Source organism: Pseudoalteromonas sp. SG43-5, from assembly GCF_014164345.1.
In the GTDB taxonomy this organism is placed as follows: Bacteria; Pseudomonadota; Gammaproteobacteria; order Enterobacterales; family Alteromonadaceae; genus Pseudoalteromonas; species Pseudoalteromonas distincta.
Window position 1 is genome coordinate 1 of sequence record NZ_JACJFA010000002.1, and the last position, 25,651, is coordinate 25,651.

Genomic DNA, 25,651 nt, shown 5'->3' on the forward strand with positions numbered 1-25,651 from the left:
CAGCTCAATGAATTCTGAATTTTTTAATATCTTTCGATATTGAATTGACTGTGCCGAATAATTACCGAAATAACTATTCTGTTGGTCACTCAGTTTTCAATTGAGACTCTAATTTGTTTGCCTCGTTACTTGCTCAATAAAGAACGAAGTAGCTTGGCTGTTAGAACTCAATCTGTACGAGTGCCCACACAGATGATTGCTTTATATTGTTAAAGAACGTTTTGAGTCGCTTTAGCGCCTCAAGGGATGCGAATAATACACCCTTTATTTTTCGAGTCAACACTTTGTTTTAAACTTTCTTTTTAGAAGATTTAAAACCGAAGTTTTATTTAACTCTCTGAGTAGTTCGTGCCTCGCTATGCGTTGGCGTTTCCCGTCTCAGTGGGGTCGCATTATAGGGAGAACAGATTTTTACGCAAGCGTTTTATTGACAAAACTTTAAATAAAGCACTGTTCGCTGAGAATTTAAGCTAAACGCATTAAAAACACAACATAACCAGCATTTTATTAACATTTAACGCTTATTAAAGTGTTTGTTATGGCCTGCGCTATCAAAAAAAACTGTCTACAGACCTGCTATTAAGTCATTTAGCTAAAAGCTATAGTTAAAGCCCGCGTAAAAACGACGACCTGAGTAGCTAGTATTGAGTAATCGCGTATCGGTGTCATTTCCTAAACGCGTTACTGATTCAGATTTAGTTAAATTAATAACCGCTGCGGTAAAGCTAAGCCCGTCGTATAAATTTACGGATGCATTTACATCGAGTTGCTCGTAAGGGTCTTGGTATACATTTAATCCGCTATTTAAACCGAGTACTGTTTCGCCGCGCTTATTATAAGAAGCACGTACATTAAAATAATCTCCTTCATAATAAACAGAGGTGTTGTACTGATACTTTGCACTACCTATTAAGGCCGACTGACCAAATTCTTTACCATTAATTGTTACATCTGCTTTATTGGTTTTGTTATAAGTGTAATTTGCGTAAAAGCCAAAACCATTATCAAAGGCATGCTGAATAAATACTTCCGCGCCTTTTGATACTGCATCGGTGCCATTACCTACAGTGCTGTAAGGGGCTATATTAATAGTCCCTGCATCCACTATATTATTTTTACCAGCAAAGTTTTGCTCTACGTCGATCACCAGTGGCACAACAAAGTTATCTACTTTTTTATGAAAAAGTGCCAACCCAACAGCAGAACCTTCGCCATAATAATACTCAATAGATAAATCAGCTTGAACTGATTCAAATGGTTTCAAGTTTTTATTTCCGCCACTACCGCTAAAACCAGGAAGCTCGTTAAATGCGGCTCTATCTTCTGCCCATTCACCTGATACATAGGTAATGCGCTGCTGCGCACCTAAATCACTATAGTCAGAACGAGATATTACTTTAGCTATTGCCCCACGAATAACTAAATTGTCGGTTGCATCCCACGCTATATTAAAGCTTGGCAAAACTTGAGTGTCTTTGTTTTGCTGAGTGACTAATTGATAGTCTTCTACAAAACGAGCGTCACCTGTTACTGGCTCACCTGTTTCATCATTTGTGTGATCTAATTGGTAGGTATATAAGTCAGTAGATGAAGTAAGTGTTTTTGTTTGCACAACACGCACACCCAAATTACCTCTGACTTCACTAAATTCAAAATCACCTTGTATATAAAAAGCCGATATTTTTTCTTCTATATCGTAAACAAAATTATCTTCAATGCGCGTATAAGGTACATAACTAGCAGTGACAATATCGCGGTATTTATTCCAGTCGATACTTGGCATTTGGTTTATATCAAAACCACCTGCAATATTATTCTCACTAGTAAATACATTTTGAGCTAATGGCATTCCACCATTCCATTGGTAGCTATCAAAACGGGTAATACCTTGTTCACTTGCTTCCCCTGCAGCAATATCAAAATTTGGATCTAAAAAGAAGGTGTTGCCGGTTTCACGGTGAATAATTGAGTTGCGGTACTTAACACCGGTTCTAATTGTTTTTAAAAAGCCCCAATCTACATAAAAATCCACATCAGCTTGGTAGTAATCTTCTTCTAGCTCACTGCGTACAAAGCTTGAGTTTGAAGAGCCCGCATCACGACCGCCTCCAACTCCATTTTGTAAATTAACTAATGTATTAGGGTCGATATTAAGTGACACATTATTTCGATTGAGCGACCAGCCAGCCGTTTGAGCTGCGTTTTGAATAGTGGCTGCGTTTTCGCCCGCGTTAGAACTTTTATACGCCGCTTCCCAGCTTTCTTCTGGGCCGCCCTCTGATTGTGTATTACCAATTACAAAGCGCGCTTTAAAATTATCACCTTCATAGGTTAAATTAAAATCAAAGGTATGGGAGGTAGATTCCTCACGTACGTAGCTGCCACGCATCCACGGAAATTGCATATCATTTTCGACACCACTTGCCATTGCATCGTATTGCATACCAGTAACAATAGTGCCCGACTCATCAAGATTTACATCCGTCAAAAAATCAGGATTTAAAGACCACTCTGGTATATCAATCACAGATTCTGTTCTGTCTTGCCCAAGTGTAAAACCAAAATAATTAAAGCCAAGCTCTAAACGATTTGTTGGTCGCCACTGGGAACTAAATTGAATCCCTTCGCGCTCACGTTTTTCGTTAAGAACAGAACCTCGAACAACTTGCGGAAACCAAACGCCATCGTAACTGTTGCCGTTTGCATCATTAATAGTATCCCAACCGTTATTGTTATCAACTGTATTACCATGTATATCTGTTGCTTGCCCAATGCCAGTATAGCGCCATACATTAGCATCAGTACCGCCCGAAAGCGTTCTGTTTGTCCGTTCCTGATAGGTATAGCCAACTAATACACCAAAGTTTTCGTTGTCATTTTTCCATGAATATAAACCCGTAAACTGCGGTTCGTACTCTTTTGTAACATCAGCGTAAGTACTCTCTACATTAAATACACCTGAGTTTGCATCCATACTCAGAGGTTTTCGGCTATGCATTAATACAGTACCACCAACCCCACCTTCATCTAAGCGTGCTTCTGGCGATTTATAAACCTCTACGCTTTCAATCATTGAAGACGGTAACAAAGCATAATCAAACGAACGCGAAGGCTCCCCCGGGGAAGACGCAATAAAATTACCATTAAGTTGTGTAAAGGTAAGTTCTGACGATAAACCACGAATACTAACCGATGAACCTTCCCCGCCGTCACGCTCAATTACCACACCGGGTACACGCTGAAGTGAGTCTGCAACGTTTTTATCAGGGAACTTTCCAATGTCTTCCGCGGTAATGGCATCAACTACAGATCCCGACATACGTTTTACATCTAAGTTTTCGGCCATACTTGAACGGATACCACGTACTTCTATTACTTCCATATATTTTGCGTGCTGCGAGTTTTCTTGCGCTGCAAAAGCACACGTAGAACCCAAAGCAGAAAAAATTGATACATACAGTGACGACTTACAAAACGTTGAAAAAGGGAAAGGGTATATGCTTGCTACTATCATGTGAGGAGCTGTTCCATTTAAATCTGCTTATATAAAACTAAAGCGAGAAGTTAATCCTTTTACGTAAATTATTTACGAAATGGCAAAAATTTTTCCAAATTCTACACAGCCAAACTTAACCGTTTGTTAATAAAAAATATTAAATTAAATCAACCTCTCATATAACTGTATTAATTACCTATTAAATGAAAGTTAAAATCCAGCCCACACATCAGAGCAGCTCTCAATTAAAAAACTAAGAGCGGCTTTGTGATATTTAATAGCTCAATAAAATAACTACAGCGCACAAATCATCATTAAGAGTATACAAAAAACGAAGGGGGTAATTTGATGTGGTAGTCGGCAGTTTATACTTTAAAAAGAAAAACTGCCGGATAATATTTGAAAAGTGACAATGCTAAATAGCGTTGGATTTATTAAGCGAAGCAATAACATCAGAGAGTTCTAAGAGTGTAGGCTTTCCACCATAATAATTGGTATCTATGTGATAGCTATTACCCACCCAAAAAGGCGCTTTAGTTGAGTTATGTCCATGTATTGAAAAGTCGACTCCATGACTTTTAACTACCTGATCTTGTTTAACTACTTCGCGATCCCACAATAAAGATTGCACAATTAGCGATTTATCATCAGGGTAATTTTCCCAATCCCACGATTGTGCAAATGTATGAGACAACCCAATTTTACAACCACGATACTCAAGTACTATTGAAAGCGGTTTAGTTAGTAACTCATCGCACATAACACTGAGCTTTTCACTTGATACCGACTTGTGCCAATTGCCACCATTGTCAGTCCATAATTTAAAAGCCGCTTTATCATTACTTAATAATGATTCCAACATTAAATGCTCATGATTACCTAATATCATACATGCCCTAATGGCTTGTAAGTATGTAAATAAGTCATATGTTTTATCCCCGCGATCAACAAAATCGCCTAGGCAAAACAAAGTATCTCTTTCAGGATTAAAATTTACGTTATTAAGTGCGTTTTTTAAGGCCGGTAAATCACCATCAAGATCGCCAATTACAAATACTCGGCACTCATCATTAATAAATATGGCTTGTTTTGAAGATACAGCCTGAATAGCGTTAATACCTATACCCAAAATAGACTCCTATAGAATGCAATCTAAAACTTAGATTAATACTTGAGTTTATAAAGCCTTAAGGTAACACAATATAGTTGATAATTAATGAAGGTAATAAGATTTGATTGAAACTAAAAATGCATGACAGAGGACCTTAGCTACAACCTAAATAATTAATGTAAGTAGTGTTGTTAGCCTAAATTAAAAGCTGCTTAGCAAAATACCTGACGAGTTATTTGCCAGTTACCCGCACAAATTTTTCTGCTAGTTCGTCCAAAGTTTCACGCTTATTCGGATCGGGCTTTATGCAGTCAATAGGGCAAACACTTACGCAAGTAGGTTTATCATAATGCCCTACACACTCTGTACATTTGTTTGCATCTATTTGGTATATTTTAGCGCCCATATAAATAGCCTCATTAGGGCATTCTGGGTCACACATGTCGCAGTTAATGCATTTGTTATTTATGAGTAAAGCCATTTCCTAGCCCTTTCAATTAAAATCATTATAAAACAAAAAGATAAGTAAAAATAAAGGTGTATAAAGGCTGATTTTTGTGCAGCTCTAGTTTAATAAAAAACCGCTATTTTTCAATAAATCGTAACTCACCATTTTATTTTTAGGTGTAAATTTCAGCCATAAATTATGCCTATTTTTCTCTGTTGCTTTGTTGATCCTAATCAATAAAAATAGCTGCACTTTTACTAAGTTTGATACTATTATTTTAACTTTTCTATGTCATTTTTTAAGCTAATATAAAACTAGCTGATCTGCCGAAAAGCGCTTAAGCCCTCTAGTCATACGCTAATCTCGCCAAAAGAACATTCAAATAAGTGATAACAAGGGAATATAGTACCTCCAAAAATTTAGTCTTTCTCAAAGCGTTATTTGCTCAAATACTCTATGCCTAAAATTAAACCCTATTTAAAGCGTTAAGATGCTCTAAATGATAATTTATTCTTCGTATCATTACTTTAATTTACTTAATCGCCCAACCGTACCTGTAATCAATTGGTCATATTATTCACTTAGTATTTATTTAAAATAAAATTCTAGACTGAGTAATGAAGACTTTTAAAAGCCCCCTGCCATCGAATTTAAATATTTCTTCTGAACAAAGCGATGTAAAAAACGTTATCAGCCATATTCGTAAGTTTGTTAGTCGTCGAACAAATAATACCGATGACGTAGACGACCTAGTCCAAGAAGCTTTGCTGAGAACTTTAAATAGAAATGACACATTAGAAATTGAAAACTTTCAGGCGTACATAAATCAAGTCGCAAAGTCTGTTATGTATAGTGATTGGCAAAAAAATAAAAGCCAACCAAATAAAGCAGAAGATATTGAGCTTTTTACAGATGATAATAGCGATCCAGAGGCGCAGTCAATTACAGAGCAAAAGCTTGAGCTTGTTAAAAGTGCGTTGGAAGAGTTGCCACCTCTAAGAAGAAAAGTATTTAAGCTTCGACGTATTAACGGATTAAGTCGCGAAGAAATTAGTCTGCAGTTAAATATGAGCCAAGAATCTGTAAAAAAACATATTACGCGCGCAATGATACAAATAACGCTTCACATAGAAAAAAATCAATAAAAATGTCCCCTTTATTACACTTTTACGCTCTTTATATTTAATCAACGCAGGTTAGGTTTTTTAATGAACGAACAACGCTTAGAACAGGCAGCAGATTGGGTAGATCGGATTAATGATTTAAATGATCATGACCGTAAAGAACTATCGCTTTGGTTAAAATGCACAGAAAATAAGGCTGCATTTGAGAAAATAGCCAATGTATTTGGCGATCCTGCTGTTAAACAGGCTCTACACATTTACACTAAACAATATAGTTTACCGACTCCAATAATTACGCCTAATGCTAAACGTTCTAGGGCTTTCCCTATGCTCGCCTTAGCAGCTAGTTTTAGCGCTATTGCTTTTGCAGTGTACTGGCTTTCTATATCTCAACAAGCGTTTACACCAACACCTATTGCAAAAACAGCAGTTGAAACTAACCTACCTCAGCTTTTAGAAGCACGTTTAGGCAAACGTGTATCTAAGTTATTAGATGACGGTTCATATTTACACTTAAATGCAGATAGTGAGTTGACTGCGCACTTACTACCACACTCTAGGCAAATCGAATTAAAAAAAGGACAGGTTTTTTTTGATGTAGCCAAAGATAAAACACGGCCATTTATAATAAATTCCGGACAAGCAAGCATTAAAGTACTAGGTACTTCTTTTGATGTAGAGCGCAATAAGGATGAAGTAGTGGTCACAGTGTACGAAGGCAGGGTAGAAGTCTCGGCCTTAGATAAAGTGATATTAACTCCCTCTCAACAAGCTGTTATAAAAAATGGACATATAGCTGTAGATTATAGCCAGCAGTTGACACAACTCCCTGCTTGGCGAATGGGTTGGATTGATGCAAAAAAAGAACCTCTAACCACTGTTATTAAGCAATTGCAGCGTTATAGCCCTATGGTAATTAAAGTAGATAACGCACTAAATAATACTTTAATTAGCGGACGATTTAATCTCGAAACGCCGCAACAAAGCCTTATGCTAATAGCATCTACTTACAACTGGAATGTAGAAAAAAAGAGCAACGAACTTCATTTAACGCGACCTTAAATGAAGTATGTTGATTAAACTCTTATGCTAAAACATGTATGTACATTAGATAAACGTATTTTAGTGTACTTTTTTATTGCTGTTAGTTGCTTAACAGCAATGCCAAGTGCCGCAAAAAACATACATACGTTTGTTTATATACCTGCCGGTTCTCTCAGTGACAGCTTAAGAGAAGTAGCAAATGCATATGCAGTCTCTTTTAGTAGTAACCCTTCACTTATCGACGACAAAACTACATCCACCTTAATTGGCGATCATACACTTGCTCAAGCACTAGATTTTTTATTAATAGGCAGCGAGTTAACATATAAAATTCAAGACAAGGGTTTTGTTATTTTTCAACAAAAAATAACGACCAATAACGAAACACTTGAAGAAATAACAGTAAAGGGTATCCGCTATTCGTTGGCTCGCTCACGAAACTTAAAACACAATAATAAAACGATTAGCGAAGCAATTTCAGCACAAGATATTACCGATATACCAAATACTAACTTGGCTGAAGCCTTACAGTATATTTCGGGTGTAGCCATTACTCGCGAAGCTGGCGAAGGACGCCAAGTATCAATACGTGGCAGTTATCCTGATTTTAGTTTGGTAACACTTAACGGCATGCCTGTATTAGCAAATAACGATTCACCGATGGATAGCCGAGTGCAAAAACAGCGCGATCGTTCTTTCGATTTCAATATATTACCTGCTGAACTATTTAAACAAATTCATGTAATTAAAGCCTATTCAGCCGACAAAATAGCAGGTGGAATATCTGGTACTATGGCACTGAAAACTATAAACCCCTTAGATAATGAGGGGTTTAAATTTATTATTACCCCTGAGCTTGGCTACAACGACTATACAGGTACTGGCGCAACGCGTTATTCAAGCTTAATTTCTAACACCTGGAATAATTGGGGGGTACTTGCAAGCGTTGCGTACACAAACAGAGAATCGTTAGAGCAAGGCGCTAATACATTTCGCTGGCGAAATATTGCCATAGAAGGCGCTGATCTCTCGGCGTTAACTCAATCACAAGCTCAGCATTTAACTCAAGGCGATTATATAATCCCTCGCGGTAATCGCTACTCGGTATGGCAAGCAACCCAGCAGCGATTTGGGGCAAACCTATCTGTAGAGTACAAAAATGAAACCACGCATTTTGATTTTGATATGCTCTCAGGTTTTTTAAAAGGAGAGCGGCATGAATATCATTTATACCCTAGAGGGGATCAGTCAACGCCTATAATTAAAGGACTAACAACAATTAAAGACATTCAAGCTAATGAAAATAATGAGCTTGAGTATGCACGTTATGAAAATGCACGCGTGGCAACCGAAAGCCGAACTCAAAAAATAAATACGGCATATCAGCAAGGCGTGCTGTCACTTTCCCAGCAACTAGATAAAAATTGGAAAATAAACGCCATATTAGGAAACGAGCGCTCAAAGTATGACATTCCTTACAGCAATAAAATTTATACTCAAGGTGTAAGTGACGTTACAATTGATTATCGTAAAACGCCATTTTATGCAGATATTAAGTACAGCGAAAACTTGAAAAATCCGACGATGTGGCAAATGCATCATGGTGATATAGAGCAATACAATTCAAATAGTGAGTACACCTTCGCAAAATTAGATTTTCAATATGACGTTAATAGTTTAATAACTCTTCAATTTGGGGCTGACTGGACTCTGTTTGAAAATAAAATGAATAACGCACAGCAAAACGATATTTTTTTTAATGAAATATCCGATACACCACAACAATTAATTGACCTTCCTGCATCGTATGTTTCATCGCAAAATGCACATAAAAAACAGCAGTGGTTAAAAATAAACACTAATGAGGCACTTAAGCTTTATGGCATTGACCCATTTAATGTACAAGCCAATAATTTTTTAATCACGACTAAAGCTGAACATATAAAGGAATATAGCAGAGGTGCTTATACTCTATTAAGTACAGAGCAAGAAAAATGGGAGGCTCATATAGGTGTACGTTACCAATCAGAATCTATAACATCTTACACTCAAGCGCCTTACTCTCCGATTTTGTATAGTCTATGGCTTCCAACTTTTAATGGGTCATATTTTATTAACGATAATTGGCGATTTCGTGCAGGACTTTCTAAAAACTATTCAAAACCATTACTAAATTCACTCAATTTTGATGGCTCAAACGATACCCCCAATAGTACAAAATACATATTTAACTCAAATCTAAAACCTTACTTATCTTATAATAGCGATATTTCCTTAGAGGCTGATTTTAGTAGTCGCAGTTCGTTTAACATATCACTTTTTTATAAAGATCTAGAGGATTACATAGTCACAACACAAGCGCCTTTATTTGAAGATTCGCCGCCTACAACCTCCGATAGTCAATTACTTTGGCTAAGTAATGCAGAAACGGGCTATCAGTGGGGAGCCGAGGTAAGTTTAAACTACTTAATACATAATTCTGATTGGGGCATTAATATACAAGCGGCTTATAATAAGGGTAAAGTCACCTATTATGACTCAAATAGTGGCACTGCTTTATTTAAAAAAAACCTGCCTTTTTTATCTAAAATTACCGCATCAAGTATGATTTTTTACGACCACCCTAAATTCAATTTTAAACTCGGCGCTATTTTTAGAGATAAATATTTAGTGCGTGCTGGCAGCCTTTTACTCGATGAAAACGAAACCGGATTTATGCCGACCACATATTGGGATGCAAGTGTAAATTATTATTTTTCTAATTATTGGAAACTTAAATTTAGCGCATTTAATCTCAGTAATGAACAAGAGCGACAATACAGTAATTCAACCCTCAGAGCTTACAACTCAACCACAAGTGGACGTACCTTTTACTTAGGGTTGAGTTATCAGTATTAAATGATTTTTCCTGTTCTTAAATCAACGCGGAAATTCTCCCCCTGGGTATGTTGACTAAATTTTGCCATTACTTTTATTAACAGGGCTAAGTATTGCTGTATTTGCGTATCTGTTTTACATGTCGATTGTGCTAAAAAAGTATTTAGTTGTTGATAAGTAAGACGCTTTTGAGGTGTTATATCTGCTGTTACATCACCATTTCTTAATAAATAAAAATCTTGAAGCCATTCTTTTGTCGATACAGCTTCAAGCTGAGAGAGCAAATTAGGCGGTGCTTCATTTAAACATTGCATATTTGTAAACCAATCGGCTAAATGATGATTGTCATTTAACCATGCCACTAAATTTTTAGGCCAATCGCGTTTTAAAAAACGCTGTTTAATCAGCCCAAATAAATGTTGCTTGGTAAAATCACCATAACTCTTTGAGTTCAAAATAGTGCGGTCAAAATTACTAAGATTATGCAAGTTACGATACTGCCATTCCTTTTCATATAAACTAAATAAGTTATTAAAACCCGGCACATCGTCTAATGTATGAGTACTAATAAGCGCGGTTTGCTTAGCTAAATCTAGCTCTACAACTTTATAGGCCGCTTTGTAAGCCGCTAAACTTGGCACTTGCACATTAACTAACTGGGAGTGCTGATTACTGGTTATCAGCGCCGTATCATTTAAATGCATATGCCCTGCAAAATGGAGCGTTAACCCTGTATCTGCCAGTATTTTTGCTGTACGTGGTGTTGGCACTCTTGGTAGAGAAAAATGACCACGGCTAAACACTTTATGTAATTCGTCATTTGCATTGTCGTAAAACTCCCCCATTGGAAAGTGACTAAATGCAACCAGTGTTTTATTTTGCGTTTTGGCTCTTTTTACAACCGTTTTTATCCACTTTAACAATAGAGGCTTTGCATCAATTAAAGCATTATAGCCAGCACCAGACGACCCTTTAAAAGTGAGCGGTGAGTTTTGCCATTGCGGTGCATAAACATTGGCATCAATTGCCATTAACCAAACCCCTTTTATAGGCTCAACTAAATAACTCGCATCGGGCATGGTGATACAGTGTTTTTTGTTATTGGGGTTACACCATATAAACTCTCGGTTTTTATAAGGTGTTTCATATAGCACGTCACTTTTATGTTTGCTAAATCCAAAGTCATTGAGTGTGCTTAGTATTTCAGCGTATCCCCAGTTTTTTAAACCATCATCACATACTTCCAGCTTAGCCATACACTTTTCATGTTGATAACTATAAACGCCAAACTCTTTACCTTGAGCCGTTAAGAAGTCAGCTTTACCTGCCGGAGTTGTAAATGGCTTTACGGGATCGTGATTACCCGGTATCGCAAAAAAACGCATTCCATATTTCTTTTCATAATGACCTAAAATACGCGCCAGTGCCCGCACATTAATAGGTTGACCATCATCAGTAAAATCGCCTGGTAAGGCGGCTAGTTTTATTTTTTTTTCGGCTAATTCATCTAATACATGTAAAAAAACAAAATAATTTTCATTAAAAAGACGTGTTGAATGAAGCTGGGCAAGCATACTACGCACTAGTAATGGTTGTTTTGAGGTAACGTCCTTTGGTAGTTCTATATTATCTACGTCATGTAAATTAGCAAAAATATCATGTAGATGAATATCAGCTAAAAATGCCACTTTAACCGTCTCCATCTGCGACGCACTTTTAACCTCAAAGTACTCAATAGCACTTACTTTGCATGTAATACATAACCCAATCCATAGTGCTAACCATAGTACTTTGACTCTAATCATGATGGCTTTATCCCGTTTTTATTTCACTCATTATTTAGAGCGAGGTAATGGATAAAAGGGGACATAAAATTTTATAAACATGCTTTTCTATTATGAAACTTTTATTAAATGCATATTTTTGTGTCCCCTAATTTACAAATGCTCGCTCTTAGATAGCAAACTCAACAATTGAGACGTGCTATGCCATTTTTTATTTTTATTATTTTTGCAGGTTATGTAAGCAGTGTTAGCGCTAAGCCATTAAACACCCTGCAAATGATTGGCTCACATAACAGCTATAAAAAAACATTAAACGTAAGCGTTAAACATAAATTAAATGATTTAAGCCCCAAGCTAATGGCCCGTATTGATTACGGTCATTCATCTATTATTAAACAGTTAAATAGCGGTGTTCGCCATATAGAAATTGACGTTTTAAAAGACCCTAATGGGGGTTTATACATAAAACCTTGGGCTAATACTTTTGCAACAACGCCTTTGTTTAATGAGTTAGAAAAAAAGCAATTAGCTACTCCTGGATTTAAAGTAATGCACATTCCCGACATTGATGTGCAAAGCCATTGTGTGTTGTTTAGTGGCTGTTTGAATACATTGAAAGCATGGTCAGAGGCAAATCCGCAGCACTTTCCAATTGTTGTAATGCTCAATGTAAAAGAAACACGATCTGATTTAGTTCTGGGGAATAATCCACTTAAATTTACACCGAAAGATTATTATTTACTCGATGAAGTAATTCAAAAATCGTTACCTAACTTATTATTCACGCCAGATGATTTACGCAAAACGCCATTATCTTTAAACCAAACAGTCGTTAAGTTTGGGTGGCCAAGTACACGTGCCTTAGCAGGTAAGTTCATATTCTTATTTGATGGCAATACACAACAATCCGCACTTTATAAACAAAATAGGCCTTCGTTAAAAGGGGCTAGCATGTTTGCCCATTATGATGAAAACCACCCCGAAGCTGCTTTTATGATTGTGAACAACCCTATACGCGACTTTTATAAAATTCAGCAACTTGTATTAAAAGGCTTCATGGTGCGTACCCGCGCAGATGCAAATTTAAGTGCCACTAATTCGCAACGAACAATGCAGTTTAATGCTGCAAAAAATAGCGGCGCACAAGTAATTTCAACCGATTTTATACCCGGCTCGCCACAGCAGGCGCGCTTTAACTATGTGGTGCAATTTGACGGAGGTCATTTAGTGCGCACAAACCCTTTTATTAATAATCAACTTTAAATTAAAAACCAAGGAAGCATCATGTTGAACAAACCATCTCGTACGCTTTTAGCAACGGCTATAATGAGTTCATTAGGCGCGTCTAATTATGTGTATGCAGAACAATCTGCGCAAACAGAAGTGGAAGAAATTGTTGTACAGGGTTATCGCAACAGTTTGTTAAAAGCAAAAGATTTAAAACGAAATGCTGTGGGCGCACAAGATTCTATTGTGGCTGAAGATATTGCAGATTTTCCCGATCTAAATCTAGCAGACTCACTACAACGTGTACCTGGCATTGCCATAACTCGAGAGGGCGGCGAAGGCCGACAAATTTCGTTACGAGGCTTGGGTCCAAACTTTACACAAGTACAACTCAACGGTATGGAAGCTTTAGGTACATCGTCTTCAGCAATGGATAGCCGAGGTTCCGTAAGTCGCTCTCGCGCTTTTGATTTTAATATATTTGCGTCTGAGTTATTTCAACGCGTTGATGTGAAAAAATCATTTTCAGCCGAAATGGATGAAGGCGGCATAGGCGGCACTGTTGGGCTTCATACAGCTAAACCATTTGATTTTGATGGTTTTAATACTGCTCTATCAGGTCAACTTGGCGACAACTCACAAACCGATGATGTTAGCCCACGAGTTGCAGCGCTTATCTCAAATACATGGGATGATAAATTTGGTGCATTATTTTCAATTGCATACAGCAAACGTGATGTAAATGAGCAAGGTTACAATACTTATCGCTGGCGCAAAAAAAATGCATCAGGCTCAGATATATCTGAACTATCAGATGAATTACAAGATAAAATTAACAACGAAGAAGTGAGCTTTTCACGTGGTAGCCGCTATTCATTATTTGAAAACGAACAGGAACGTTTAGGGACGACCCTTGCTCTTCAATATCGCCCAAATAATAACCTTGAATTTAGTTTTGATGCTTTATATGGTGAACTGAATAATGATCGCAGTGAATTCCACTTGCAAAACCGAGGCTCAAGCTCAACAGCTCTTGGCTGTACAGGCCCTGCTTATAACAACGAGCAGGTATGCTCAAAGCTCACAGCACTTGAAATAAATGAAAATAACGACGCTATTTACTCAGTATACGAAGATGCCGCAATACACTCAGAAAGCCGCAGCCAATATGCAGACACTAAAATAAGTCAATTTGTATTAAAAAGTGACTGGCAAATTACAAACGATTTAAATATGACCGCTCTCGTGGGGCGCTCAGAAACCAAATTTAATACAGGGAGTGTTAAAGTTTATCTAGAAACATTTGGCGATGAAACAATTGATTACCGCCAAGATGCTTATTATGGTGAAAACACATACGGGTTTGAGCCTACAGACAGTAGTTTATTTCGTTATCACGAAATTGATATATCTGAAGAAGAAATAACTAATACATTCGACTCTATGAAATTAGATTTTAATTACACACTAAACAATGCTTCGAATATAAAGTTTGGTGTATCTAATAAAAAGTTTGAAAGTGAAAACGGTGAAAGTAAATCTGATAATATTAATCGCAGTGATTGGGAAGATGGCGTACTGGATGACACGGTAGATTCAAGCCTTACATTTACCAATACCGCGCACAATAAACAACAATGGGTAAGTATTGATGTACTAGGCACTCTAGCGAGTATGAACATCGACCCTAATTTAAATAACCCTGATTTTACCGATAACGTACAAGAAAAAACCTTTGGCGCTTATTTGCAGTACGAAGCTGAATGGGAACTAGGCTCAGGTTACTTAATGGGTAATGCGGGCGTGCGTCATTACGATACTACTACCAATGCTATAGGGTTAATAAATGGAGAAGTAGTTGACGTTGAAAATACCTATTCAGGGTTACTACCCGCTATAAATTTAGTGTGGGATAGTAATAACAGTTTAGTGCTACGTGCAAGTTATGGCGAAAACCTCACCCGCCCTTCACTCACTGCATTAGTGCCAACAGGTGTAGTACAAAATGATGCCACATCAACCAATGGCCTAAGTATCAGTTCAGGAAACCCAAACCTTAAACCATACGAGTCAGTTAATTTCGACTTTTCAGTTGAATATTACTTTGAAAATATAGGGTATGCAGCCGTAAGTTACTTCCATAAATCTATCGATAACTTCATTATCACCGAAACATATGATATTCCATACAGCCAGACTGGCTACCCTGTTAGTTTACTAGGCGACGTAGACGAAAACGGCAACCCACAAACAGCAAATACTGTTTTTACCGTTATTCAGCCACAAAACTTAGATGAAAGTGATATTAGTGGCTGGGAACTGGCTTTTCAACGAGATCTCGACTTTTTACCTGCTCCTTTTAATAACCTAGGTATTATTGCGAATTATACATTTGCTGATGGTGAAGCGCTGTACCGTAATGTGGGTAACTCAGGTGTTGATCAATATAAGTCGTTCCCAGGGCTTTCAGAACACTCTGGTAACTTTACAGTATATTACGATTCTGACTCATGGGGCGCACGTGTTGCAGCCGCTTATAGAAGTGACTATATTGCAGCGGTACAAGCGGGTAACGGCGATGAAGACGAAAACGGTTTTCATGCCAGCACATACATAGATGCATCCGCTTTTTATCAAGTAAATGAAAAGCTAAAACTCACTATAGAAGCCAGCAACTTAACTAATGAACGAGAAGAGCAATATTCAGACTCTAATAATCGTTTATACAACACAACGGTTAATGGCCGTACTGTTTATTTAGGCGCAAGTTATCGTTTCTAAATTATAAAAATGAGGCTCTATTTTGTGTAGAGCCTCTAATTATTCTTTAGCTATTCACCTAAAAAGACGACTTATAAATTCACTTAATTAAATAAAGTACTCAATGTAAATCTATTTTCAATGGCTTTAGCAAATATGACTTAAAACTACTTTTAATTAATTTAGCTGATCAGATTGAGTTACGTTATTTACCAGTGCTTTTATTTAAGGGTTATGAATTCACAGTTATATAAAATTTTATTGCCTAACTTCAGTTCTTCCCCCCCTTAATCTCTAATGAAATTTTAAAGTGCCGCTGTTACTATTGCCTACCTCCTAAATATTAAAGTAGTTCTGATGGCAGCTAGTTATTCTCTCGATGATTTACGTTACTTTTGCACCATAGTAAAACTGGGTAGCTTTAAAAAAGCATCAGCAAATCTTGATATGTCACTATCAACCTTAAGCCGCAGAATACGTCTATTAGAGCAAGCTCTTCAATTAACGCTACTCAATCGAGATGCTCATAGAGTAACGCTTACGCATACTGGTGAGTTATATTACGACCGCTATCGCAAGTTATTTAACGAAGTAGAGTGTATAGAACAAGCACTTTGTGATGAAAAAGACCAACCTAAAGGGAAAATCAGGATCTCTGCCCCCATTTACATGGGTAAACACTTTTTAAGTGCCATTTTTTGTGATTTTTTACTGCAGTATCCCAATATTCAACTAGATTTACGCTTTTCAAATAACCTTATTGATATTGAAAAAGAAGGGATTGATATAGCGTTTAGAGTAAGAAACCCTGCCATTGATAATTGGGTTATTAGAGAGCTTAAACTTACTCATAATCTGTTGTGTGCTCACCCAAACCATAGTTCCCAATCTATTACCCATCCAAAACAATTAGAGCAGCACCCAAAAATTACGTGCGTTGGGCTAGTTCCGTGGCAGTTAAAAAACCAGCAAACGCGTGAAGAATACAGTTTTAATCCAAACACGCATGTCCGGTTAGAAGTTGATGAAATTCAAATGATGAAACAAGCCGTTGAGTCTGGTGTAGGCATTAGCTACATTCCTGATTATATAGCATTGCCTCTTATAGAAGCCGCAAAGCTTAAACGTATTCTTCCTGACTGGAAAAGTAACGGGCAGCCATTTTCTATACTTTATCGCGACAGAAAACAAATCCCTTATCGAGTGCGACTGTTAATAGAGCATACATTGCAACACTTTAATGAAAGTTAGCAATGTATGCTTTTAAAAAGAAAGTATTAAAGCTTTAAACGTTTAAAAACTGAGCCTAAGTACAATTACACCTAAAAATGCTGTTGCTAATCCTATCACTTCTTGGCGGGTAAACGACTCTTTTAAAACGATGCGTGAATAGAGCAAAATAATTAAAATGTTCATTCCGGAAATAGCTGAAACAAGCCCTGTATTACCAAGCGAAAACGCCGATATTATTGCCACCATACCCGCCACGTTTGTTAGCCCTATAAGTAACCCGCACGAAAATGTTTTACTCGCAGACCAATACGTATGAGATCGGTCTTGCGCTGCAAGTGCTTTTTTACGTTTTACTAACCAACTGACAGCAAAAAGAAAACTGCCAAACCCAAACATAGACGTTAAAGTTGCAAACGTATCTGCCTCGAGAAGTGTTGATTGCTTACCCATTAAATCATTAAATGCGAAGGCAAGTGCAGCGAGTAATCCCCATTGCGCACCTTGTAGATTATTCAACGAAATATCGCTTGAGTAGCGAATAATATAAAGGCCACCAAAAATAATGAAAAAACCAATTAATTGAATTGTTGTTAAGGTCTCCTGCCACAATAAAAAAGCAAATAAAAGGACAAACAGAGGTGTTAATCCAGATAAAATACTAATTAAAGACGCTTTACCAACCGAAAACCCTTTATGCAACAAACCATTAGCAGCAAAAGAGCCAAACCCTAACGCTAGCCCAACCGTAATGTCTGCCCAGCCATACCATGTATGTTCAAATACCACTGTACCTAGCGCACTAATAACAAATCCTACAAAAAATACACCGAATAATAGTAAGTTACGGTTAATCTTTTTCTGCGACGTCCATTGATACAACACTCCTCGAGCACCAAAAAAAACGGTTGCGAGTAATGCAAAAATTATCCACATACAAAAATGATTCCTTTAAAAAGTAATGGGGTAACAGTGAGGAGCGATTTAACAACACGTGTAAAGTACGAATATCCATTATATTCGCTTTTAAAATTTTATAAATAAGCATTAATGATAAGATAAATTCCATAAATGGTATTTAAAAAATAGCAGACGAAGATATAACTGCTCAGCGTCACTCTATTTAATAAAATAGCTTTGAGCAATTATTAGAGTGGATCCTAACTGACCTTTTTGAACGGATTACGTGTATCTTGGTGATCCTCAAGATTACGCATTAAAATAGCGTGATCTAAGTTAATGCCGTTATCTAGCGGGATTTTTACAATGTGACCGGAGCCTTTAGCATCGCTAATACTTTTGCCTCTTTTGTTTTCCATATATTCAAGCGAAAAAGTAATGTTGCCTTGTGGTGTCATAAGCTCTAAAGATGACCAGTACAAAATTTATTTTTAACGTCTATTTCAACTAATCCATTTTCGCAGCGCCCAAGTACTTCACCCACAAATTGCTGCTTAGTTGATACAGAGTGACCGTATTCATAGTTTTGATAATCTTGGTGGGCATGGCGTTTTAAAAAGCCTTCGGTATAACCACGATGCGCCAAGTTTTCTAATGTTTTAAATAAGCTAGTATCAAATGGTTTACCCGAAGCCGCATCGTCTATTGCTTTACGATAAACTTGTGCAGTGCGCGCCACATAATAAAATGACTTAGTACGCCCTTCTATTTTTAAACTATGTACACCCATTTTTGTTAACTGCTCTACGTATTGCACAGCGCGTAAATCTTTGGAATTCATAATATACGTGCCGTGTTCATCCTCGAACGCAGGCATATACTCACCAGGGCGACCTTGTTCTTCTAGCATAAATACATCGTTGCTTGGCGCGCCTTCCCCCAGAGTAGGTATCACCTGTTTGGGGTCAATTTTATGCACCATTTCGCCAGTTTCGTTCTCAACACCAGGTTTTACATCGTAATCCCAGCGACATGCATTAGTACACGTGCCTTGATTTGGATCGCGCTTATTTATGTAACCAGAGAGCAAACATCGCCCCGAATACGCCATACACAGTGCGCCATGTACAAATACTTCAAGTTCGGTGTCTGGGCAGAGTGTGCGTATTTCGGTTATTTCTTCGAGCGACAGCTCCCGCGATAAAATAACGCGTTCAATTCCCTGCTTTGCCCAAAATTGTACACTCGCGTAATTTACCGCATTCGCCTGTACTGATAAGTGAATGGGCATCGCAGGCCATTTTTCACGAACAAGCATAATTAAACCAGGGTCTGACATAATCAGCGCATCGGGCTGCATCGCAATAACTGGCTCTATATCACGTAAATACGATTTAACTTTAGCGTTATGCGGCGCAATATTAGACACCACATAAAACTTTTTATTTTGCGCATGCGCCTCACTAATTCCTATTTGCAGGGTCTCTAGGTCAAACTCATTATTACGCACACGCAAACTATAACGAGGCTGCCCCGCATAAACCGCATCTGCGCCATAAGCAAACGCGTAGCGCATGTTTTTTAAACTGCCTGCGGGGCATAATAATTCAGGAATAAAAGGCATTGAAGAAATAACGGGTAACATGTGCGCTCCATACATCGAACTGGGTTTAAACCAGTTGCATGAGTTTTACCAATTTGATTGAAAAATTAAGCATTAATCCAGTGAAATTGGTGTTATTGAAAAATACATAAACACAAGCGCAGCAGTATAAATATGGCTAATAATTTAAATTTGATCGAGATCATAAAACAGCAATCAAACTGGTTTTTAATAAAATTAGGATTTTTCACTTAAAACGCGTATAATTCGCGCCCGTTAATATTCACACTTTTACTTAAAATTATTGGAGCATAAAGATGGCTTTAGAGCGTACTTTCTCAATCGTAAAACCTGATGCAGTTGCTAAAAACCACATTGGCGCTATCTACAACCGTTTCGAAACTGCTGGCCTTAAAATCGTTGCAGCTAAAATGGTTCACCTTTCACAAGAGAAAGCTGAAGGTTTCTACGCAGAACATAGCGAACGTCCTTTCTTTGGCGCTTTAGTATCTTTCATGACATCTGGTCCAGTAATGGTTACAGTTCTTGAAGGCGAAAACGCTGTTCTTAAAAACCGTGAAATCATGGGTGCTACTAACCCTGCTGAAGCACTAGCTGGCACTTTACGTGCAGACTACGCTGATAGCATCGACGAAAACGCTGTTCACGGTTCTGATGCTGTTGAATCTGCTGCTCGCGAAATCGCGTACTTCTTCGCTGACGAAGAGCTTTGTTCACGTACTCGTTAATTCGAATTCGTTAACAAAATGAAAAGGGCTTTCGGGCCCTTTTTTAGTCATTACGCAAAGTATCCATAAGTGCATTTTTTGATATTTTACTTAATGATTAAAGTGAGTGAATTGTGTACAATTCGTCCTCGTAAATTTTTATCTCCACCGTCACCGATTGAGGTTGTTTCATGACCGAGCAAAAAAAGATTAACTTATTAGATTTAAACCGAGATGCAATGCGCGAGCTATTTGCATCGTTCGGTGAAAAGCCGTTTCGTAGTGACCAGGTGATGAAATGGATTTATCATTTTGGCGTAGATAACTTCGACGAAATGACTAACGTAAATAAAAAGCTTAAAGAAAAGCTTAAAGCTGAGTGCGAAATTGTAGCGCCAGAAATAACAGTTCGCCAACAAGCAAGCGACGGGACTATTAAGTACGCGCTTATTCTTGAAGGCGGCCAAGAAGTAGAAGCTGTTTGGATCCCTGAAAAAGAGCGCGCTACGTTATGTGTATCATCACAAGTTGGTTGTGCGCTTGAATGTACTTTTTGTTCTACTGCTCAACAAGGCTTTAACCGTAACTTAAAAGTATCTGAAATTATTGGCCAAGTTTGGCGTGTAGCTAAAGATATAGGCCTTGATGGTCATAGCGAAAAGCGCCCAGTGACTAATGTTGTAATGATGGGTATGGGCGAGCCTTTACTTAATCTTAAAAACGTAGTGCCAGCAATGGAACTAATGATGGACGATTGGGGCTTTGGTTTATCTAAGCGCCGCGTAACATTAAGTACGTCAGGCGTTGTACCTGCTCTTGATTTACTAAAAGAAAAAATTGACGTAGCACTGGCTATATCTCTTCACGCACCAGATAACGCACTGCGTGATATTTTAGTACCTGTTAATAAAAAGTACCCTATTGAAGAGTTTTTAGCGGCGTGTCGTCGTTATATCGACGGTTCAAAAGCTAATAAAGACGTAACAGTTGAATACGTTATGCTTAATGGCATTAACGACAGCACTGACCAAGCGCATGCATTAGTACAAACGTTAAAAGGCACACCGTCTAAGGTAAACCTTATTCCGTTTAACCCGTTCCCGGGTAACGAGTACACACGCTCAAGTAATAGCCGTATCGACCGCTTTTCAAAAGTACTACAAGCTGCAGGTGTAACCTGTATTGTGCGCCGTACTCGCGGTGATGATATTGACGCAGCTTGCGGTCAGTTAGTCGGTGACGTAGTTGACCGTACTAAACGCTTAGCTAAAAAGAAAATCCGTGACGATAACGCGATTGCCGTTAATATCCACCAAGCATAATCTGTAACAGCCTTAAATGAATAAACCATATAAGGCTGTTAAGTTGTTTATTTTTAAATAAATGATGCAAGAGTAAAGCTTTTAGGTAAGATAGGCGACATGGACTAAAAATAAAGAGATAAGGTAATGCGATCTATACTTGCTATAACACTATCAACACTTGCCCTAAGTGGCTGTGTGAGCGAAAGTAGTTATAACGGCAGTAATAAACCCGTCGTCGAAAATAAAGTTAATAATACTGGCGCAGCACGAACACGAATTGCTTTAGCCCTACAGTATTTAAAAACGGGTAATAATTCTCAAGCCAAATACAATTTAGAACGTGCAGCAGCATTTGCTCCTGACCTACCTGAAGTACATTACTCTCTTGCTTATTACTACCAACAAGTGGGCGAAAACCCGCTAGCAGATAAAGCCTACCAAAAAGCACTTGAAATAAAACCAGACGATCCTAACACTCTCAATAACTACGGTGTGTTTTTATGTGGTATTGATGAATACGATCGTGCAACTGATCAATTTTTAAAAGCCATTGAAGTACCAAGCTATATTCGCGTTGCCGAAAGCTACGAAAATTTAGCCTTGTGTGCTATTGAATTTGATGATTTTGAAAATGCAGAAAGCTACTTTCAACAGGCACTTAATCACAGCTCTCAGCGTACATCTACATTAATTAGCTTAGCCGCACTGTATTACGCAAAAAGTGACTTGTACAAAGCCAGTGAACTTTTAAAACGCTATGAAAGTACGGGCCGAGTATCTTCTCGCGCATTAATGCTTAGCTACCTTGTAAAAAACCGAATGGGCAGAATTGAAGAAGCTGAAAAAATTTCCAACACTATTTTGCAAACTTACTCTACCAGCAACGAAGCCTATGCGTTAAAAGAGAAAAGAACACGTTTTAATGAGTTTGAAATACTGCGAGAAAAATACCGTAAAGCGCAGTTAAAAGAACTAAAAAATGACGCAAGCGGCGCGCACGTTAGTTCAAAACCAAAAATAAAAGTTATTAGAAAGAAACGTTCGCCAGAGGACGGTTCAACAAGCTTGGTAACAAACAACGAGCAAAAAACAGATAAAAAGCTCGCAACAGCAAATAACCAAGATGTAAATCCAGTTATAGCAAGAGAAGAGCAAGCTCAAGCATTGCCAAATACGCTCAGTACGCAAGCCGACGAAGCAACCGTAATAGCAAAACAAGTAACGACCCAAAAAGAAGAGGCTCCTAAAGTCGTCGCGCCAAGCAATCCTACCGATACATCGGCTGTTATGCTTGCACTTACTACTGAGCACGACTCTGCAGATTCTATAGTAGCAGCGCCTGAAAAAGCGCAACCCGTTTTAGAACCTCAAAAAGAAGTTATAGCGACAAAACAACCGGCTAAAGCCGATGACGAGGTAACAATAATCTCGTTTGGCGCACCTAAAACAGGCCAGTTTAATTCGCAGCAAACTAGTAACTACAGTAATTCTGCACCTGCAGTTACGAATCAAAAAAACAGTAGTGACGTGGTATTCTACGAAGCGACTAAAAATACAACCGTTTTTGAAAACAGCAACTATCAAAATAATGCTGATATTGAATTTAAAAGCTACGAAGCAGTGCAAAAAACTGAGCTTCCAATGCTTAATCCTAAAGTATCGCCTTTACGCGTGCCATTTCATGTAATTGCTGTTGGCGAAAACCTATTTAGCATTTCGGTGCGATACAATGTTAAACTACAAAAACTCCTGCAATGGAATGGTTTAAAAGAGTCGGATCGGGTAATGAATGGAAGTAAAATATACCTAAACGATCCTAATATTTATTACGAAATTAAAGCTGGTGATTCCCTTTACGATATAGCTACCCAGCGGCATGTATTAATTGATGAATTAATGCGATGGAATAAATTAAGTCCTGATATAGCATTAAAACCAGGGCACAGACTTTTACTAGTGGATCCAGACTCATACACATTATGAATGAAGAAAATACGCAAACACAGAGCGAACAGCCAACTGTAGGCCAAATACTAAAAAATCATAGAGAGCAAGCAAACGTTAGCATCGCAACTATTGCTGCACCGTTAAAGCTGTCTGAACTTCAAATTAAACGCCTTGAAAATGATGAATTTGCGTTACTAGGCCCTATCACTTTTGTTAAAGGCTATATAAAAAATTATTGCCGCGAATTAAAAGTCGATAGCGCACCTATATTAGCAATGATGCCGGCTCCACCAGAGCCGACCAAGCCCGCTAATATGCAAAGCTTTTCGCGCCGAACAGAAAAAGAAGCAAGCGACAGCCGTTTAATGTTTTTTAGTTATTTAATTTTAGCGATTGTTATTGGCTCATCTGCTTTATGGTTTTGGCAAAACGCCACCCCCATTGAAGAGCAAACCAGTAAAATAAACGTTGCCAACTCAATAATGAGTGAACGACAAGCAGCTCAACCCAGTATTTTACAGCAACAGCAACAAGCCGAAATTAACGACGAATCACTATTAGAATCAAAAGATACGCTTGAAACATCAACAAGCTCAGAAGCCGTTACAGAAACGGCTCCTATTACATCTAACAACGAAAGCCAAGAAAATGCTAGCAGTACAATTGTTATGAACTTTAACGGCGAAAGTTGGGTTGAAATTTACGATGGCGAAGGCGAAAAAATAGCATTCGGCGTTAAAAAAGCAGGCTACATTATGACCGTAAGCGGAACGCCTCCTTTTTCAGTTGTGCTTGGTAAGCATGACGCTGTAGACATTACTTTAAACGGCGAACCTGTAGATGTTTCTGCATTTCCTAAAAACCGTTTAGCCAAATTTACATTACCACTAGCAGAGTAGTCGCTATGTTTTCAGAATCCCCAATTAAACGCAGAAAATCCACCCGTATCAATGTAGGTAACGTCCCTATTGGTGACGGCGCCCCTATTGCTGTGCAATCAATGACCAACACCGACACCATGGATGTTGATGCAACCGTTGCACAAATTCAGGCAATACAAGATGCAGGTGCTGACATAGTGCGTGTATCAGTACCGACTATGGACGCAGCTGAAGCGTTTAAAAGTATTAAAGAACAAGTGACTATTCCGCTAGTAGCCGATATTCACTTTGATTACCGTATAGCCTTAAAAGTGGCAAAGTACGGCGTAGATTGTCTGCGCATAAACCCAGGTAATATAGGTAGCGAAGAGCGTATAAGAGCTGTGGTCGATTCGGCTCGCGAGCATAACATACCTATTCGTATTGGTGTAAATGGCGGCTCACTTGAGCGCGACTTACAAGAAAAATACGGCGAGCCTACACCTGAAGCCTTATTAGAATCAGCAATGCGCCATGTAGATATATTACGCCGCCTTGATTTTGACCAATTTAAAATATCGGTAAAAGCATCAGACGTATTTTTAGCGGTAGGCGCCTATCGCTTACTCGCTAAAGAAATAGACCAACCACTGCATTTAGGTATTACCGAAGCGGGCGGCATGCGATCTGGCTCGGTTAAATCAGCCGTAGGTTTAGGTATGCTACTTGCCGAAGGTATTGGCGATACACTGCGAGTGTCGCTTGCAGCTGACCCTGTTCAAGAAATTAAAGTAGGTTTTGATATTTTAAAATCGCTGCGCATACGTTCGCGCGGTATTAACTTTATTGCCTGCCCAAGCTGTTCTCGTCAAGAGTTTGATGTAGTAAGCACCATGAACCAGCTAGAAGAGCGCCTTGAAGATATTATTGAGCCTGTATCGGTTTCGGTAATTGGCTGTGTTGTAAACGGCCCAGGTGAAGCACTCGTTAGTGATATAGGCCTTGCCGGTGCAAACCGTCGCTCAGGTTTATACATTAATGGTGAGCGCCAAAAAGCACGTATTGACAACAACAATATTGTTGACCAGCTCGAAGGCTACGTGCGCGACTTTATTGCTCAAAAAGAGCAGCAAACACCTATCGATATTAAAATAGTCGAATAAATACCGTATAAAGCGCCAAACAGCGGTGTTTGGCGTTTACCTTTA

Annotated in this window: 16 protein-coding genes and 1 pseudogene; 11 read left to right on the forward strand and 6 right to left on the reverse strand. The window is 38.3% G+C overall.

Annotated elements, in window-relative coordinates; genetic code table 11:
* Window positions 1-592: 592 nt before the first annotated feature.
* The 3 genes from H5161_RS02375 to H5161_RS02385 all read right to left on the reverse strand — a co-directional run bounded on the left by H5161_RS02375 (window position 593) and on the right by H5161_RS02385 (window position 5,088).
* A complete protein-coding gene (locus H5161_RS02375; protein WP_182768601.1) occupies window positions 593-3,514 on the reverse strand; it encodes a TonB-dependent receptor in 2,922 nt (973 codons plus the stop codon).
* A gap of 397 nt (window positions 3,515-3,911) precedes the next feature.
* Complete coding sequence (locus H5161_RS02380) at window positions 3,912-4,625, reverse strand: metallophosphoesterase (protein ID WP_182768602.1); 714 nt, start codon at window positions 4,623-4,625, stop codon at window positions 3,912-3,914.
* A 214-nt stretch (window positions 4,626-4,839) separates the two neighbouring features.
* Window positions 4,840-5,088, reverse strand: coding sequence for a YfhL family 4Fe-4S dicluster ferredoxin (locus H5161_RS02385; protein WP_182733150.1), 249 nt, complete (start codon window positions 5,086-5,088; stop codon window positions 4,840-4,842).
* Between the two features lie 584 nt (window positions 5,089-5,672).
* Between H5161_RS02385 and H5161_RS02390 the strand changes: the two genes are divergently transcribed.
* The 3 genes from H5161_RS02390 (at window position 5,673) to H5161_RS02400 (ending at window position 10,121) form a co-directional block, all read left to right on the forward strand.
* Window positions 5,673-6,200: an RNA polymerase sigma factor gene (locus tag H5161_RS02390; protein ID WP_182725241.1), complete on the forward strand. Its 528-nt coding sequence runs from the start codon at window positions 5,673-5,675 to the stop codon at window positions 6,198-6,200.
* Between the two features lie 63 nt (window positions 6,201-6,263).
* On the forward strand, window positions 6,264-7,241 hold the full coding sequence (locus H5161_RS02395) for a FecR family protein (protein WP_182692786.1): 978 nt from the start codon (window positions 6,264-6,266) through the stop codon (window positions 7,239-7,241).
* Between the two features lie 24 nt (window positions 7,242-7,265).
* Entirely contained in the window at window positions 7,266-10,121 is a 2,856-nt protein-coding gene (locus H5161_RS02400; protein ID WP_182768603.1) for a TonB-dependent receptor, read from the forward strand.
* Here H5161_RS02400 and H5161_RS02405 read toward each other — a convergent pair.
* Window positions 10,118-11,905, reverse strand: coding sequence for a metallophosphoesterase (locus H5161_RS02405; protein WP_182768604.1), 1,788 nt, complete (start codon window positions 11,903-11,905; stop codon window positions 10,118-10,120). The genes H5161_RS02400 and H5161_RS02405 overlap by 4 nt on opposite strands.
* A gap of 180 nt (window positions 11,906-12,085) precedes the next feature.
* On the opposite strand from H5161_RS02405, the gene H5161_RS02410 reads away from it, so the two are divergent.
* The 3 genes from H5161_RS02410 (at window position 12,086) to H5161_RS02420 (ending at window position 17,122) form a co-directional block, all read left to right on the forward strand.
* A complete protein-coding gene (locus H5161_RS02410; protein WP_182768605.1) occupies window positions 12,086-13,147 on the forward strand; it encodes a Ca2+-dependent phosphoinositide-specific phospholipase C in 1,062 nt (353 codons plus the stop codon).
* A 21-nt stretch (window positions 13,148-13,168) separates the two neighbouring features.
* Entirely contained in the window at window positions 13,169-15,892 is a 2,724-nt protein-coding gene (locus H5161_RS02415; RefSeq protein ID WP_182768606.1) for a TonB-dependent receptor, read from the forward strand.
* Between the two features lie 336 nt (window positions 15,893-16,228).
* Entirely contained in the window at window positions 16,229-17,122 is an 894-nt protein-coding gene (locus tag H5161_RS02420; RefSeq protein WP_182768607.1) for a LysR family transcriptional regulator, read from the forward strand.
* 42 nt (window positions 17,123-17,164) lie between these two features.
* Here the strand turns inward: H5161_RS02420 and H5161_RS02425 are convergent, their stop codons facing one another.
* Together H5161_RS02425 and yegQ are read right to left on the reverse strand one after the other, a co-directional pair.
* On the reverse strand, window positions 17,165-18,037 hold the full coding sequence (locus H5161_RS02425; RefSeq protein ID WP_182768608.1) for an EamA family transporter: 873 nt from the start codon (window positions 18,035-18,037) through the stop codon (window positions 17,165-17,167).
* Window positions 18,038-18,261: 224 nt separating this feature from the next.
* Window positions 18,262-19,646 (reverse strand): annotated as a pseudogene (gene yegQ / locus H5161_RS02430) (tRNA 5-hydroxyuridine modification protein YegQ).
* A gap of 275 nt (window positions 19,647-19,921) precedes the next feature.
* Between yegQ and ndk the strand changes: the two are divergent.
* The 5 genes from ndk to ispG all read left to right on the forward strand — a co-directional run bounded on the left by ndk (window position 19,922) and on the right by ispG (window position 25,606).
* The gene (gene ndk / locus H5161_RS02435) at window positions 19,922-20,353 is read left to right on the forward strand and encodes a nucleoside-diphosphate kinase (RefSeq protein ID WP_002961288.1); all 432 of its coding nucleotides are present in this window, start codon (window positions 19,922-19,924) and stop codon (window positions 20,351-20,353) included.
* Between the two features lie 170 nt (window positions 20,354-20,523).
* Window positions 20,524-21,654, forward strand: coding sequence for a bifunctional tRNA (adenosine(37)-C2)-methyltransferase TrmG/ribosomal RNA large subunit methyltransferase RlmN (locus H5161_RS02440; RefSeq protein WP_002961289.1), 1,131 nt, complete (start codon window positions 20,524-20,526; stop codon window positions 21,652-21,654).
* Between the two features lie 126 nt (window positions 21,655-21,780).
* On the forward strand, window positions 21,781-23,619 hold the full coding sequence (gene pilW, locus H5161_RS02445; protein WP_182711895.1) for a type IV pilus biogenesis/stability protein PilW: 1,839 nt from the start codon (window positions 21,781-21,783) through the stop codon (window positions 23,617-23,619).
* A complete protein-coding gene (locus H5161_RS02450; protein ID WP_182749597.1) occupies window positions 23,616-24,482 on the forward strand; it encodes a RodZ domain-containing protein in 867 nt (288 codons plus the stop codon). Before pilW ends, H5161_RS02450 begins: the two co-directional genes overlap by 4 nt.
* A gap of 5 nt (window positions 24,483-24,487) precedes the next feature.
* On the forward strand, window positions 24,488-25,606 hold the full coding sequence (ispG, locus tag H5161_RS02455; RefSeq protein WP_002961295.1) for a flavodoxin-dependent (E)-4-hydroxy-3-methylbut-2-enyl-diphosphate synthase: 1,119 nt from the start codon (window positions 24,488-24,490) through the stop codon (window positions 25,604-25,606).
* The last annotated feature ends 45 nt before the right edge of the window (window positions 25,607-25,651 follow it).

Excerpts from the sequence above, each read along its gene's own strand:
- H5161_RS02375 (WP_182768601.1), bottom strand. The coding sequence starts at position 3,514 with ATGATAGTAGCAAGCATATACCCTTTCCCTTTTTCAACGTTTTGTAAG.
- H5161_RS02385 (WP_182733150.1), bottom strand. The coding sequence starts at position 5,088 with ATGGCTTTACTCATAAATAACAAATGCATTAACTGCGACATGTGTGAC.
- H5161_RS02390 (WP_182725241.1), top strand. The coding sequence starts at position 5,673 with ATGAAGACTTTTAAAAGCCCCCTGCCATCGAATTTAAATATTTCTTCT.
- H5161_RS02395 (WP_182692786.1), top strand. The coding sequence starts at position 6,264 with ATGAACGAACAACGCTTAGAACAGGCAGCAGATTGGGTAGATCGGATT.
- H5161_RS02400 (WP_182768603.1), top strand. The coding sequence starts at position 7,266 with ATGCTAAAACATGTATGTACATTAGATAAACGTATTTTAGTGTACTTT.
- H5161_RS02405 (WP_182768604.1), bottom strand. The coding sequence starts at position 11,905 with ATGATTAGAGTCAAAGTACTATGGTTAGCACTATGGATTGGGTTATGT.
- H5161_RS02410 (WP_182768605.1), top strand. The coding sequence starts at position 12,086 with ATGCCATTTTTTATTTTTATTATTTTTGCAGGTTATGTAAGCAGTGTT.
- H5161_RS02415 (WP_182768606.1), top strand. The coding sequence starts at position 13,169 with ATGTTGAACAAACCATCTCGTACGCTTTTAGCAACGGCTATAATGAGT.
- H5161_RS02420 (WP_182768607.1), top strand. The coding sequence starts at position 16,229 with ATGGCAGCTAGTTATTCTCTCGATGATTTACGTTACTTTTGCACCATA.
- H5161_RS02425 (WP_182768608.1), bottom strand. The coding sequence starts at position 18,037 with ATGTGGATAATTTTTGCATTACTCGCAACCGTTTTTTTTGGTGCTCGA.
- ndk (WP_002961288.1), top strand. The coding sequence starts at position 19,922 with ATGGCTTTAGAGCGTACTTTCTCAATCGTAAAACCTGATGCAGTTGCT.
- H5161_RS02440 (WP_002961289.1), top strand. The coding sequence starts at position 20,524 with ATGACCGAGCAAAAAAAGATTAACTTATTAGATTTAAACCGAGATGCA.
- pilW (WP_182711895.1), top strand. The coding sequence starts at position 21,781 with ATGCGATCTATACTTGCTATAACACTATCAACACTTGCCCTAAGTGGC.
- H5161_RS02450 (WP_182749597.1), top strand. The coding sequence starts at position 23,616 with ATGAATGAAGAAAATACGCAAACACAGAGCGAACAGCCAACTGTAGGC.
- ispG (WP_002961295.1), top strand. The coding sequence starts at position 24,488 with ATGTTTTCAGAATCCCCAATTAAACGCAGAAAATCCACCCGTATCAAT.